The organism is Candidatus Merdisoma sp. JLR.KK006, assembly GCF_036941035.1.
In the GTDB taxonomy this organism is placed as follows: Bacteria; Bacillota; Clostridia; order Lachnospirales; family Lachnospiraceae; genus Laedolimicola.
Map to the genome: position 1 here is coordinate 1 of NZ_JAYMNS010000030.1, position 13,419 is coordinate 13,419.

The 13,419-nt window shown below is 46.2% G+C and carries 18 protein-coding genes and 2 pseudogenes; 15 read left to right on the forward strand and 5 right to left on the reverse strand.

Annotated elements, in window-relative coordinates:
- The 6 genes from VSQ61_RS18230 to VSQ61_RS18250 form a co-directional block, all read left to right on the forward strand.
- The coding region (locus tag VSQ61_RS18230) for an FtsX-like permease family protein (RefSeq protein WP_334345817.1) at positions 1-534 on the forward strand (534 nt) is incomplete at its 5' end.
- Between the two features lie 94 nt (positions 535-628).
- The gene (locus VSQ61_RS22995) at positions 629-1,501 is read left to right on the forward strand and encodes a hypothetical protein (protein ID WP_502877057.1); all 873 of its coding nucleotides are present in this window, start codon (positions 629-631) and stop codon (positions 1,499-1,501) included.
- Positions 1,479-2,213, forward strand: a complete 735-nt coding sequence (locus tag VSQ61_RS23000) for an ABC transporter permease (protein WP_502877058.1) — start codon at positions 1,479-1,481, stop codon at positions 2,211-2,213. The genes VSQ61_RS22995 and VSQ61_RS23000 overlap by 23 nt, the downstream gene beginning before the upstream one ends.
- 141 nt (positions 2,214-2,354) lie before the next feature.
- Positions 2,355-3,044, forward strand: a complete 690-nt coding sequence (locus tag VSQ61_RS18240) for a LytR/AlgR family response regulator transcription factor (RefSeq protein WP_334345818.1) — start codon at positions 2,355-2,357, stop codon at positions 3,042-3,044.
- On the forward strand, positions 3,028-3,357 hold the full coding sequence (locus VSQ61_RS18245) for a sensor histidine kinase (RefSeq protein WP_334345819.1): 330 nt from the start codon (positions 3,028-3,030) through the stop codon (positions 3,355-3,357). Before VSQ61_RS18240 ends, VSQ61_RS18245 begins: the two co-directional genes overlap by 17 nt.
- Positions 3,358-3,421: 64 nt before the next feature.
- Entirely contained in the window at positions 3,422-4,063 is a 642-nt protein-coding gene (locus VSQ61_RS18250; RefSeq protein ID WP_334345820.1) for an ABC transporter ATP-binding protein, read from the forward strand.
- On the opposite strand, the gene VSQ61_RS18255 is transcribed toward VSQ61_RS18250, so the two are convergent.
- Positions 4,058-4,432 carry a hypothetical protein gene (locus tag VSQ61_RS18255; protein ID WP_334345821.1) on the reverse strand — a complete coding sequence of 125 codons (375 nt, stop codon included), beginning with the start codon at positions 4,430-4,432 and terminating at the stop codon, positions 4,058-4,060. The genes VSQ61_RS18250 and VSQ61_RS18255 overlap by 6 nt on opposite strands.
- A 173-nt stretch (positions 4,433-4,605) precedes the next feature.
- Here VSQ61_RS18255 and VSQ61_RS18260 point away from each other — a divergent pair, with 173 nt between their 5' ends.
- From VSQ61_RS18260 to VSQ61_RS18270, 3 genes are all read left to right on the forward strand, one after another.
- A complete protein-coding gene (locus VSQ61_RS18260) occupies positions 4,606-4,851 on the forward strand; it encodes a ribbon-helix-helix domain-containing protein (protein ID WP_334345822.1) in 246 nt (81 codons plus the stop codon).
- An 80-nt stretch (positions 4,852-4,931) separates the two neighbouring features.
- On the forward strand, positions 4,932-5,192 hold the full coding sequence (locus VSQ61_RS18265; RefSeq protein ID WP_160584395.1) for a type II toxin-antitoxin system RelE family toxin: 261 nt from the start codon (positions 4,932-4,934) through the stop codon (positions 5,190-5,192).
- A gap of 16 nt (positions 5,193-5,208) precedes the next feature.
- Entirely contained in the window at positions 5,209-5,418 is a 210-nt protein-coding gene (locus VSQ61_RS18270) for a hypothetical protein (protein ID WP_334345823.1), read from the forward strand.
- Positions 5,419-5,833: 415 nt separating this feature from the next.
- Here VSQ61_RS18270 and VSQ61_RS18275 read toward each other — a convergent pair whose 3' ends face one another.
- Both VSQ61_RS18275 and VSQ61_RS18280 read right to left on the reverse strand, forming a co-directional pair.
- On the reverse strand, positions 5,834-6,199 hold the full coding sequence (locus VSQ61_RS18275; RefSeq protein ID WP_334345824.1) for an RNA polymerase sigma factor: 366 nt from the start codon (positions 6,197-6,199) through the stop codon (positions 5,834-5,836).
- 72 nt (positions 6,200-6,271) lie between these two features.
- Complete coding sequence (locus tag VSQ61_RS18280; protein ID WP_334345825.1) at positions 6,272-6,802, reverse strand: hypothetical protein; 531 nt, start codon at positions 6,800-6,802, stop codon at positions 6,272-6,274.
- A gap of 237 nt (positions 6,803-7,039) precedes the next feature.
- On the opposite strand from VSQ61_RS18280, the pseudogene VSQ61_RS18285 reads away from it, so the two are divergent.
- Positions 7,040-7,353, forward strand: a pseudogene (locus tag VSQ61_RS18285) (HAD family hydrolase); the annotation flags it as partial.
- A 216-nt stretch (positions 7,354-7,569) separates the two neighbouring features.
- Here VSQ61_RS18285 and VSQ61_RS18290 read toward each other — a convergent pair.
- Positions 7,570-7,803, reverse strand: a complete 234-nt coding sequence (locus tag VSQ61_RS18290; protein WP_334345826.1) for a helix-turn-helix domain-containing protein — start codon at positions 7,801-7,803, stop codon at positions 7,570-7,572.
- A 138-nt stretch (positions 7,804-7,941) separates the two neighbouring features.
- Positions 7,942-8,103 carry a type II toxin-antitoxin system antitoxin gene (locus VSQ61_RS18295; protein WP_334345827.1) on the reverse strand — a complete coding sequence of 54 codons (162 nt, stop codon included), beginning with the start codon at positions 8,101-8,103 and terminating at the stop codon, positions 7,942-7,944.
- 141 nt (positions 8,104-8,244) lie between these two features.
- Here VSQ61_RS18295 and VSQ61_RS18300 point away from each other — a divergent pair, with 141 nt between their 5' ends.
- From VSQ61_RS18300 to VSQ61_RS18320, 5 genes and pseudogenes are all read left to right on the forward strand, one after another.
- Positions 8,245-8,949 (forward strand): hypothetical protein, encoded by a 705-nt coding sequence (locus VSQ61_RS18300; protein WP_334345828.1) that lies wholly within the window; start codon positions 8,245-8,247, stop codon positions 8,947-8,949.
- Between the two features lie 1,049 nt (positions 8,950-9,998).
- Positions 9,999-10,079: pseudogene (locus tag VSQ61_RS23005) on the forward strand (SEC-C metal-binding domain-containing protein); the annotation flags it as partial.
- Between the two features lie 166 nt (positions 10,080-10,245).
- Positions 10,246-11,580 (forward strand): NADP-specific glutamate dehydrogenase, encoded by a 1,335-nt coding sequence (gene gdhA / locus VSQ61_RS18310; protein ID WP_334345830.1) that lies wholly within the window; start codon positions 10,246-10,248, stop codon positions 11,578-11,580.
- Between the two features lie 254 nt (positions 11,581-11,834).
- Positions 11,835-11,972 carry an HAD hydrolase family protein gene (locus tag VSQ61_RS18315; protein ID WP_334345831.1) on the forward strand — a complete coding sequence of 46 codons (138 nt, stop codon included), beginning with the start codon at positions 11,835-11,837 and terminating at the stop codon, positions 11,970-11,972.
- 152 nt (positions 11,973-12,124) lie between these two features.
- A complete protein-coding gene (locus tag VSQ61_RS18320) occupies positions 12,125-13,309 on the forward strand; it encodes a DUF819 family protein (RefSeq protein ID WP_334345832.1) in 1,185 nt (394 codons plus the stop codon).
- Positions 13,310-13,419 lie beyond the last annotated feature (110 nt).

Below are 13,419 nucleotides of genomic sequence, written 5' to 3' on the forward strand. Positions count from 1 at the left end.
AATATCCATACCAGGGAGGACGGCAAGGAGCTTCGCAGAGCGGTGTATGACGCCGTATCCGATGAACGGGTGGCGGTTTTGGGCCTGGAGGATTCCATCGCGGTTCTTAAGAGCGGGATGCAGGGGGAACTGAAAAGGGATTACAGCCTTTTGATCTTTATCTTTCTGTTTTCGCTGATAAACCTTGCCAATACGCTGATCACGAACCTTTTAGCCCGCCAGCAGGAGTTCGGCGTGTTCCAGTCTGTTGGAATGAGCGGACGGCAGATGTCCAGGATGCTGTCCTATGAATGTCTATACTATATTGGGATCACGCTGTTTGTTACCCTGACGGCTGGGACAGCATGCAGCCTGGCAGTGTGCCATATCTTTGATCAGGTAGGCATGTTCGGGAAACTCACCTATCATTTCCCGGTGGTTCAGGTCCTGGTGTTTGTAGCTGCGCTGCTCCTGGTGCAGGCGTTATTCTCGGTCTGTGCGGTCCGTTATACCAGAAAACTCTCCCTTGTGGAGCGGATCAAGGCGACAGAATGACTTCGCTTGAAAAAGGAATATTGGACCAAAGGAGGAATCACCCTGCGGGTATCCCTGTATGCCCAAAAAGCAGGGCAAAAAGGAGGAAACAAACATGACATGGCCTTTTGAAAATGATACCGGCGCTATTGTGAAAAAACTTGCAAAGCGCAGCCTGGCAAGCGAGAAGCGCCGGGACCTGATGGTGGTAATTGCCGTCGCCCTGGCAGCGTTTCTGATATGCTTTGCAGCGGTTATATCCGTTTCCATTGCACAGATCCAGCGTAATCAGGTGGCCGACACCTATGAGGCGGTCTTCACCGGCGTGGAGGCAGACCATGTGGCGGCGCTGAAAGACCTTCCGGAGCTTGCCCGGGTGGGCGAATACTATTTACTGGGGCAGGAGCATTCGGAGCAGGGATACAACGCCTCCTATGTGTACTGCGACAGTGACATGATGTATATTGCCCGCAGCCAGATGGAGCTGGTAAAAGGAGAACTCCCGACAAAGGTGAATGAAGTTGCTGTCAGTGAATATTTTCTCTCCGCTTACGGTTCCAATGCCAAAATCGGTGAGACGATCCGGTTAGATACCGAAAGCTTTCATGGCGACTATACCGTGACCGGAATCCTGTCTAATGTGGGAGAAAAGGAAGCGAATCTATGTGCCATTGCCGTTTCCAAGGCGGCCTTGACGCAGTGGGTCGGATTTGACCCTGCAGGATACCGTGCCTATGTGCATTTCAAAAATGACAGGCAGTTTAGCCAGGAAACCATGGCTGCCCGCTGCAGGGAGATTGCCGCACAGTTTGGCTCTGCGCATGTAGGGATGAACAGCAATTATTTTGCTTTAAATTCAAAGTCCATTGACTTTGTGACCATCTTTGGCATAGCTGCTCTTGTGCTTGCCGGCGGATACCCACAGCATCCTTCTGAGTACAGGTTATCAGAAGCACCATGCCGATATGGATGTTGGGGCCACTATTGAGCTGACCCTGGGCCAGAAAACCGTGACAGTTACCATATCCGGACTGTTCGATGCGTCGAAGGCAGCAAACGGACATGGTGCGCTTGCCATGGATTCGGCAGCCCTGTTCGCACCAGAGGAGTTGTTTCATGAGATACATCCTGAAATCGGAAGCTTTGACTACTCCTGGAGTATTGTGAATGATCCCGCAAAAGCAGAGGCTGTGGAACGCAGCCTGCAGGAGCTGGTATCCGGCCGCAGCAATCTTGGAATGGATACCATAGCCTCACATATCGAATATGAGAAAATGCAGAGCAGCATTATTTTTGGAAGCCTGCAGGCCCTTTCCTGGCTGATCTTCCTGTTCGGCGTTGTCAACCTGATCAATACGACGCTTTCCAACCAGATGTCCCGGAAGCGTGAGAACAGTATCCTGCGCTCCGTTGGCCTGACCGGGAAGCAGCTGTTCCGGATGAGTATTACCGAGGGGATGTGTCATGCGCTTTTTGCGGCGCTTACCGTCGTGATCCTGGGGCTGCCGATTTCCATGGCAGTCTGTGGGTCAGTCAGCAAGAAATCCTTTGCCGGCGCAGTCGTCCCATACCAGTTCCCGTTCCTGCAAATGGGGCTGTTCCTCCTGGTGTTGTTTGGCATGGAGGTAGTCCTGTCTGTCTGGATGGTGCGCAGGCAGAAAAAGCAGTCTCTGGTTGAGCAGATGCGGGCGCAAAGTTAAGCATTTCGCAGCAACAGATAAACATTTCACAGCAATTAAATTGTTTTGGCATTTCGGACAGGTTATCATAAAATGTCTGCCTATGGCAACGGCAAAAGTTTTTCTTTTGCCGTTGACGAATAATGGCGAGGAGGTGGCGCATTGATCCGTATTGCAATCTGTGATGATGAAAAACACATGTCCGATCATATAAGGGCTTTTGTATACGATTTTTTCCGTAAAAAGAACAGGGAGATCTGTTTGCGGACATTTTCAAGCGGCGAAGAGCTGCTAAGCTACGATGGGCAGATCGACATCCTGTTTCTGGACATCCAGATGAAGGGCATGGACGGCATGGAAACGGCAAGGAAGCTGAGGGATTCTAAGTTTCGGGGATTCCTGATCTTTATCACGGTACTGAAAGAGATGGTGTTTCAGTCTTTCGAGGTAGAGCCTTACGATTATCTGGTCAAGCCGGTGGAGGAAAAACAGTTTGAAAAGACCATGGAGCGCCTTTACACTTCCATGCAAAACGCCAGCGAAGACAGCCTGCTGGTGCAAAAGGGATATGAGGGGCGCATCATTCGGGAGGAGGAGATTATTTTCTGCGAGATCATAGACCGGAAAATATATCTGAACCTGGCTTCCGGCGAGGTTGTTGATTATTATGAGCGGATTGAAAATCTGGAAACGAAGTTGGGCAGCCATTTTTTCCGGTGCCACAGGAGCTATCTCATCAACCTGAAGCATTTAAAAGGATATAAAAACGGGACTGCCTGTATGGATAACGGCAAAGAGGTTCCCGTATCGCAGCTGCGGAGTAAGGAGTTTTCCAGTGTTGTTCTACATTAAGCCTTTGGCTCTCAGATATTTGATTGCATATACCGGGAGGGGCGGGAAAGTAGTAATCAGCTGGGAGAGGACGCCCCTTCTTACAAACATTGTGGTGGAAGACAACGGAACAGGGATCCACCAGGAGGATATCCATAATATCTTCAAACGGTTTTACCGGAGCCGTTTTTCCCAGGATACCCATGGAATCGGCCTGGGGCTGCCGCTGGCAAAATCCATTGTGGAAACCCATCAGGGGACGATTTCCGTAACCAGCAGGGTCGGCAAGGGCAGCAGATTTGTCTTAAGCTTTTTCCATCTTACAAAAGAGTAAGATGAAATTCATGTGAAAGTAAGACCCATCGGGTATGATAATGCCCGAAAGGCAGGTAATGAATATGAATATTCTTGAAGTACAAAATCTATGCAAGACCTATGGAAAAGGGGAAGCGGAAGTCCGGGCGCTTGACCATGTTTCCTTCTCCGTGGGCAAAGGGGAATTTATCGCAATCGTAGGCGAATCCGGTTCCGGAAAAAGTACGCTTTTAAATGTGGTGGGAGCGTTGGATAACCCGACCTCCGGGAAAGTGCTGATTGACGGGAAGGACATTTTTTCCATGCCCGAAAAGAAGCTTACGGTGTTCCGCCGCCAGAATATCGGGTTTATCTTCCAGTCCTTTAACTTGATCCCGGAGCTGAATGTAGAGCAGAACATTACATTCCCCTTGCTTTTGGATTACCAGAAGCCGGACCAGAAGTATGTGGAGGAGCTGCTGGAGATCCTGGGATTAAAGGAGTGCAGGAAGCACCTGCCCAGCCAGCTTTCCAGAGGACAGCAACAGAGGGTTGCAATCGGAAGGGCGCTGGCGGCCCGCCCTGCCATCATCATGGTGGATGAGCCTACTGGGAACCTGGATTCCAAGAACAGCCAGGAGGTCATCACCCTCTTAAAATCCATGTCGGCCAAGTACAGGCAGACAATCCTGATGATTACCCCCGTGTGCGGAACTGCTGCATACGGGGCTTTTTGTCTGTTATAATCTAGTAGTCCGTATCGGAAATCCTTGTGCATATTTCCGGTACGGACTACTAGTGTTCATTCCGGTAGTTGCGGTGAATATTTCCTGGAGCATATCACAGTAAACGCCTTTCACAACTTTCACGGATTCTTTCTTGTCTGCCGTAAACTGGTAAGTGCGGCGGTTCAACTGGCCTGCCGTGAACCTGAAAAAGTCCATTGTGTAAGTATCATCACCATTCAGGGTTATCCATAAGCGGTTCGCCCTGCTGTAGTTTTTGGGGAGCGTCATGCGCAGCGTATTGCCGTCCGCAAGGAGATTTTTTGCCCCGGTCATTGCCAGGAATTTGTTTCCGCCCAACTGTTCAAGAATTGTATCTGCAACTTTCATTTTGATTACCTCCGTTTGTTTCATTTGATGATACTATTATATACTTACGGAAGTATAAATTCAATAGGCAGAATAGACAAATATACTTCCGTAAGATTGTGGATTTTGTATACTTCCGTAGATGGAAAGGATATGGTATAATGGTGTATACAAAGCACAAGGAGGGAAAGCAGATGGCAGAGCAGCAGACAGAGGGAAAAAAGTGGACGATACCCAGGGGACCCGCAGCAACGGCGGCAAAAAATAGGCATAGGGATAAAAATTATGATAGGGCTGAAATGACGCTTCCTAAAGGAATGAAAGCACGCCTGGAAGAGATCGTGAAAGAACAGGGGTATAGTTCCCGTAATGACTATGTGGTAACGGCTATAAAAGAAAAGTATAAAAGGGATACAGGGGAAGATTTGATTCTGGAATAATCAGGAATAAAAAATGCTTGACTTTATACTTCCGTAAGTATATGATAGAATTATCAAAGGAAAAGGAGGTAATGGCGCATATGGAAATCAGGTATGATAAAGCGGCAGTCAAGTATTTGCAGGGGCTTCCGCAGAAACTAAGGGATTCCATAAGGGACGCAATCAAGGGACTGACACAGAAGCCGCCCAAAGGTGATATAAAACCTATGCAGGGTTATAAAGACGGCAGACACCGTTTAAGGGTTGGAAAGTACCGTGTGATCTATCGGTATACACAAGATGGAGAAGTGGAAATACTGATTGTTATGGAGATCGGGAGCCGTGGAGATATTTACAAATAGAATGGAGGTTGAGAGCATGACACAGGTAGTACAGGAATCAGTTAAAATGCTGGAAATGCTGCCGGAGAGCGAACAGGAATTTGCAAGCCAGTTTATCAAGCGGCTGGTGCTTGCCTGGGACCCGGATTTTACAAAACTGACACCAGAAGAGCGGAAGCGGCTGGAAGCGGCAGAGCAGAGGGTAGACAGTGGAGAATATGTAAAAGACAGTGAAATAAGCTGGTAAGAATAGGCGGTTGCAGGCTGAAAAAGGCAGGCAGCCGCCTTGTTTTTCTGGTGTGTCCGTTTCGGTCACATACTGTTACTAACTATATAGCGCCGACGGGAAACCTTGACAGCCGTACCGGGGCAGATATTATGAATTTGTTGCAGGAGATCAACCGGGAGAGCAGACAGACACACATGTCAATTAAGAAATTTGTAATAGTGAGGATGCAGGAGATAGATATTTATTCCGACGTGGATGGTAGATTATAGCGTTGAGCCATCGTTAATGAAGTTTGGAGAGAAAATCTTTCTAAAGATTTTGGAAATTTATCTAAAAAGTATGGTAATGGAGCCGTAGGTTACTTTCATTTTGATCTCCTACAATGGCAGGAGGGACAAGCAGCCAAAACTGCTTGTCCCTCCAGGTAATGGAGCTAACGCCCCTCACCTGGTAGTCGCTTAGGGGGCCTATCGTATGGGCCTATTTCAGAAATCTCCGAAAAAGAAAGACCATCCAGGGCATAGAGCAAAAACCGCTCCCGCTGGGTACCGGTGCAGAGGGCAAGCACCGCCAGAATTTCATCCAGCGTTTCCCGCTGGCAAATCAGTTTTTCCGGGGTAGCGCAATAGGGCAAGCGGCCCTCCGTAGCGATTATGTACTCGTCAAATTCCCATTCGTCCCAATGCCGAAGCTGTTCGTGGGCAAGGTTCTCCGCCGTGTGGTCGGCCTGGGAGAGATATTCATAGACCTCCACCGACACGGACACAGCCTGCCCATAGTAGTTGATGGTAATTTCCATCGTCCTTTCCTCCGTTCAGATTTTTGGGGGTCTGAACGGGGGCTTTTTTCTTTTGCCGTCGTGCGGCAGACATTAGGAGTATGTATATGTAGCGTGCTGACGCCTATATGTGTCGTTGTCTTTTTGGCTCAATTCTTTTTCTATCTGTGTCAATTTTGCTTTCAAATCCTCTATTTTGCTTTCCTCTGTTTCCATGTTGATTTGCTGCTCCAGCTCTTGTTTCTGCTTTTTTAGTTTTTCAATCTCACGGTCAACCTTATCGGTATTGCAGGTGCAGCTTTGCCCATTTTTGTCAGAGCCGCTTTTTTCCGGCCCTTCTTTTTTGTCCCGATCAGAGGCATCTGGGGCATCCTCTGCCAACTCCGGGTCATCAAAATAGATTTTAGGCTTGCCGTCCTCGTCTTTGCGCAGCCAATAACGCCCTGATGGTTCCGGTTTTTCCTCCGGAACATATTCATCCATCACAGGTTTTTGGTGGCGCAATTGGGTTTCATCTTCGGGTTGCTGGACTCTTTTCGGTTCATCCACACCAGCAATCGGCACAGACGGCTGCGCTGCGCCAGAATTTATTCCAGAAATAGACTGCACAATATATTCCTCCAATCCACAAGATAGGTAACTGTTATGTTATTATCAGTTTACCCCGCAAAAAAAGAATTTCAAGGCCTTTGTATTGAAGTGCTCTCTGGATGTATTGAAATGTTCAGCAACACGTTCAAAGAGAACCGCCGTTCAATTTTCTCTGTCAGCATCGCACCGTGATATTTCTCTGTTACAGCTTTGATATTGGAAAGGCCGGTTCCATTCAAACGGTTCCTCGGCTATGACCGGGGCGAGTGAATTTCTGCGAAGGTTGGAGTGGATGAATATTACTCGGAGGTTCTGCCGGAGGATAAAGCGGATTTTGAGAGAAAAGAAAAAGAAGCAGGCAGGAAGGTAATCATGGTTGGGGATGGGATTAATGATTCTCCGGCACTTTCTGCAGCGGACTGGTAAAAAGAATCCGGAAGAATTACGTTCAGATTATTGGAATCAATTCCGGGCTGATTCTGCTTGGGGTCAGCGGAAGGATACAGCCCACCACATCGGCTATGGTGCACAATGCTTCTACGTCGATGATTGGGGTTAACAGTATGAAAAATTTGTTGAAATAGTTGGAAAAGACTCATAGAAATAATAAGAGAGGATATTGCAAAAGGGGCTGGTTTTGCAATATCCTCTCTTTACAGCGCTGTCATATGGAAGTCTAAAAAAGCTGATAATGAGAATTTTTTATTATTCTGTGCGTTTAAAAATAAGGAAGGTAATTTTAGCGCTATTTTACAGTGCACTGTAAGCGCTGAATCCTTCCTGTATCATGATATCATTGCTTATTTTAGTAATTCATCATAAGTGGTATTCAGACAATTGCGGATTGCACGAAGCTGTGAGCCGGAAATATGCTGTATGCCTCGCTCGATTTTAACCAAGGATTCCCTGGTGATATTAATACCTTCAAGCTGTAAGAGGCGTACAAGCTCTGTCTGTCCGATGCCGGCTTCCAGGCGTATCTTTCGGATATTGCTTCCGATCTCAATCCCTGCCTGCTTTATCTTTTGTTCCATAATAATTGCCTCTTAAAATAGGACCGAAACCGGTCCAATTTTCCTTTATCATACCTTTGGCGAATGATATAATGGGACCAGAACTAGTCCACTTTTGATGATGGGCAAATATTTGGAATGTTAGCAGCTTTAGCCTTGTTAATTTAGAACACCGTGATTCTGTTCATGCTGAGCGATGGCCTGACGAATCAGATAGAGGATTTCCCCGTTTATGGAGCGTCCTTCAAATTCCGAAAGGCTTTTCAGCTTTTTGTGTGTCTCTGAATCAATGCGTAATCCCAAATGTTTATCTCTTTCCATAGTACTCCTTTATGCTTATATTAAGTTCAAAATAAGTTCCCAATATAAGTACATTTTAAGTACAACTGTATGTGAAATGTTCAAAATGGACTTGAAATAAGTACAAATTATTTTTATAAGAAAGGATGGAGGGAGATTGTTATGAAAAAGAGAGAACCGCATTATTATCGAATTAGGGTATGGGTGTTTTGGGGGGTGATAGGAGTTTTTGTAAGCCTTATAGGGGCAGCATATTTTAAGGAAGATTTACATGATTGGTGGATTTGCAGCAGGGGGAGGGAAGAGGTTACCTTTGATGAGATGGAGTCAGAGCTGGAGAATAAAGGGGAATGCTTTCTTTGCGGTTACAGCAGCCAAAGCCTTAGAGAACAATATGAAACATCCGATGGTGTGGGTGTGATTTCTCTGAATGACTGGTATGTTTTAGAGTTTCAAGGGAAAGGCTATGGCGGAGCGGACTCGGAGGATACAAGGGACAGGGGTCTGTCTACTACCTTCGGGAATACCGGGGAGATTACTTATTGTTCAAAAGGCAATCCTGCAAGAGGAATGGCATCCATCGAAATCACATTGCCGGATGATTACAGCTTAGATTCAACAATCATTCAGAATAATCTGTGCCAGGAGTGTTTGGACAAGATCGGAGAATCCCTGAGATACGACAAATGGAAAAACGAAAAGAAAGAAGCAGTACCTTTGTGCATGGTAGACTTAAAAACCTTGGAAATCTATTCTCTGCAGGATTGGCACAGAGGCTGCACGATTCGGGACTATTGGATTGAGATAGAGCCGGAGAAAGGGAAAATGGGGATAAAATTGTTTTCTGTCCCAATAAAAAATAAATAAAATGGCAAAATAGAATCTAAAAAATTGATAGGAACTTTTAAGTGTTTTTGATACAATGAAACAAATATTGAAAAATACAAGGAGATAAAGCAATGGCAAATTTAATGCTGAAAAGAACAATAATGGAAGTGGTTGACAATCAGCTGAAAGCAAATGATCCGCCATGTACAAGGGATACTTATGAAAAACTATTAAATGCCGGGTATTCAAAGTCAGAAGCGAAGGATAAAATCGGAGCAGTAGTTCTGACTGAAATCTATGATATTTTGAAGGAAGGACAATCCTTTGATGAAAAAAAATTTAAGAACAGTCTTGAAGAGATGTTAAAGCAGAGCCTTGATTTTGAAGACATTCATCATATAGAAACGGAATGGGACAAATGGGATGATTTGATTCAAATGGGATATGAATGCTTTGAAAATCAAAAAGCAGCAAAAGGTCTGCGACTTTGGCAGGATGCATGGAATGTTTTTTGCTCTATTATGGAAGACAGTATAGAAACAGATACTCTCTATGGATTGATGGATGCACTTGATTTTGCATATCCGATAGATGAATGGCTTCAGGATTACGAGATGGAATTGAGCAGTGCCGGGAAGTATGAGGAAAGAATTGTATTTTGTCAAAAAGTATTGGAAATGTTTGACTGGCAGGAAGCGGATGACAGTTGTTTTCAGTGTGGTATTGGAGAATCTCTTTTTCGAGAAGGCAGGATTGCAGAGGCATATGAGCATTATGAAAAATGGCTGTCGGAGGATCCGCAAAACGCAAATGGAATCAATAGTTTAAGTTGGCTGCTTTTTGAAAACGGCGATGCCGGGAAGGCATATGAAGTGGTAAGAAAAGCAACATGGGGGATTTCCTGTTATAGGGATAATATATCTCTCTTTATGCATGCAAAACAATTGGCGGCCTATGTTGGAAAAGAAGATGAAAGTCAATGGTATCAACAGCAATTGGACAAATTCGAGGAATCTATTGGAAAACGGGGAATGCATGAAGATGTACTTTTTGATGAATTTACACTGCCCAAGCAGGTTCCGGTTGTGAAAGAAAAGAAAATATATCCAAATGATCCCTGTCCGTGCGGCAGCGGCAAAAAGTATAAGAAATGTTGCGGAAGGCGATGAAAAAATTGTATTTTCTAAAAAAACACTTGCAATTCCGGTACGGACAAGTATATAATAGTGCATGACAAAGGCGTCAAAAATAAGCGTGTGGCCTATGTCATGCGCTTGATTATTTTTTGTACGCTTTTTTTGTATGTATGCAAGATATAAAAGGAGGAGAGAAAACATGTCATACGTTGATGAGATTATTGAAGCGGTGGTTGCGAAGAACCCAAGCGAGCCGGAGTTCCATCAGGCAGTAAAAGAGGTATTAAATTCCCTAAGACCCGTGGTGGATGCCAATGAAGAGAAGTTCCGCCGGGAAGCACTTCTGGAGCGTCTGGTTGAGCCGGAGCGTCAGATTAAGTTCCGTGTACCCTGGGTAGACGACAAGGGCCGGGTACAGGTGAATACGGGCTACCGCGTACAGTTTAACAGTGCAATCGGACCCTACAAGGGAGGACTTCGCCTGCATCCGTCCGTAAACTTGGGTATTATTAAGTTTTTAGGCTTTGAGCAGATTTTCAAGAATTCCCTGACCGGACTTCCCATTGGCGGCGGCAAGGGCGGTTCTGACTTTGACCCCAAGGGCAAGTCCGATCGTGAGGTTATGGCTTTCTGCCAGAGCTTCATGACAGAGCTTTGCAAATACATTGGCGAGAACACGGATGTTCCGGCCGGTGATATCGGAACAGGCGCAAGAGAAATCGGTTATCTGTACGGACAATACAAGAGGCTGACCGGACTTTATGAGGGCGTCCTGACGGGAAAAGGTCTGTCCTACGGCGGTTCCCTGGCAAGAACAGAGGCAACGGGCTATGGTCTTCTGTATCTGACCCAGGAGATGCTGAAGATGAACGGTATTGATATTGCAGGCAAGACGGCAGCCGTATCCGGTTCCGGAAACGTAGCTATCTATGCCATCCAGAAAGCGCAGCAGCTTGGCGTTAAGGTACTGACCTGCAGCGATTCCAACGGATGGGTATATGATCCGGAGGGAATTGATGTGGCGGCCTTGAAAGAGATTAAGGAAGTTAAGAGAGCAAGACTGACCGAGTACAAGAACTATCGTCCGAACTCCGAGTACCATGAGGGACGTGGCGTATGGAGCGTAAAGGTTGATCTGGCACTTCCCTGCGCAACCCAGAACGAGCTTCATCTGGAGGATGCCAAGGCACTGGCAGCCAACGGCGTTACCGCAGTGGCAGAGGGCGCTAACATGCCTACCACTCTGGAAGCTACCGAGTACTTGCAGGAGCAGGGCGTTCTGTTTGCACCGGGCAAGGCGGCCAATGCAGGCGGCGTTGCAACCTCCGCACTGGAGATGTCCCAGAACAGCGAGCGCTTAAGCTGGACCTTTGAGGAGGTAGACGCAAAGCTTCAGGGCATTATGGTAAATATCTGCCACAACATGGCGGACGCAGCAGAGCGTTATGGTTATGCGAAGAACTATGTAATGGGAGCGAACATTGCCGGATTTGAGAAAGTCGTAGACGCTATGCTGGCTCAGGGCGTGGTATAGGGTATACCTTACCGGACGAAGTCCGCCAGCCCTGAAAGGGCATGAATTACGGTGTACTCGTAGGGTATACTTTAAAAGAGATGATCACGGAATAAATGGCATTCAGGCAGGACTGAATTAGCTTTTACAAGCACCGCATTTGTATGGCTGATTTGGTTCTGCCTTTTTGTTCAGAAAAATAGCAGATTGAAAAAATAGATGCAAATTCCTGTTGGAAATGAAAGAGTAAGTATTGCTTACTTGCAAAGCTCCCCATGCTTGCATGTGCGGGCACGGCAGTTACCGTGGGAAATGCCTGTGAGGAATTGAAAGGAATTGCGGATAAGGTTTGTGAAAGTGTGGAAAATGATGGTATTTATCATGAGCTGAAAAGAATGGGGATTATTGAATGAAGAATGTGTTAGATATCTGTTTCAAAGAAAATTACGGGAAAAACTTGGAAATTCCTTGACAAACATGCAATGGTCATTGTACAATTATACAGATATATTGTTTGATTTTTTAATTTTTTATGTGCATTTTCACAAACGAAGGGAGTGGAGTTATGATTCAAAATGGTTTTACCTACATAGCGTTCTTGATGTTCCTGGCAGGTATCCTGCTTGCTGCGGAGAAGTATACCAAGTGGAAAGTATTCAATTATGTTCCGCCGCTTGTATGGATCTATGTGCTGAACATGCTGTTCTGTACCATTGGAATGTTTGATTCCGAGGGCTGTTCCGCAGCCTTTGGCGCATTGAAGAACAATCTTTTGTATGCCATGATTTTTGTTATGCTGCTGCGTTGCGATATCCGCAAATTAGCGAAGCTGGGCGGCCGGATGGCGGCTATCTTTATGGGCGGCGCTGTTTCTATTATGCTTGGTTTCTTTATTGCTTTCCTGGTTTTCAAGGGAGCATTGGGAGGCGGCGAGACTATCTGGGGCGCAATGGCAGCCCTGTGTGCTTCCTGGATCGGCGGCTCTGCAAATATGGCGGCTATGGAGGCGGCATTTACCATTGATCCCGGTGCTTACGGCTGTGCACTGGCCGTGGATACGGTTTACTATTCCGTATGGATTGCCCTGCTGCTGATTATGGTTCGCTACGCAAGCAAATGGGATAAGTCCGTAAAGGCAGATACCTCCAAGCTTCAGGAGGTTGCCGATGCGGCTAACGCAGAGATTGAGAAAGAGAAAAAACGTGCTACGGCAAGTGACTGGATTTTCCTTATTGGTTTGTCTCTTATGGTTTCCGCTATTTCACAGATGGTTGGTGCGGCCGGAAATACGGCTTTGAAGGAAGTCGGACTGGCGATGTTTGATAAGGGAACCCTTACCACGGTATTTGTAACGATTCTGGGTCTTATCTGTGCTTTAAGTCCTCTTGGAAAGCTTCCGGCAGTGGAAGAACTCTCCAATATTTATCTGTATGCCGTTGTTTCCCTGCTGGCATCTACCGCTACACTGGTGGATCTGGTGAGTGCACCTCTGTGGATCGTGGCAGGCCTTGTGGTTATGATCATTCATATTGCGGTTATGTATCTCCTTTCCAAGCTGTTCCACTGGGACTGCTGTATGGTTTCCACTGCGTCACTGGCAAATATCGGCGGAAGTGCATCTGCACCCATTGTGGCATCCGCTTACAATCCCTCTTATGCCGGTATCGGTGTATTGATGGGAGTTTTGGGAGCGGCAGTCGGAAACTTCTGCGGCCTGGCCATGGGATATTTGATGCAGATGTTTATTTAGGTAAAAAAGAGATGCAAAGCATTGAACAGTATTGCTGTATGCTTTATAAATGACAATTTATTGTCATAATTTTAAACAGGATAGAATTTAAATGGTTCTTCGCCTGGGAA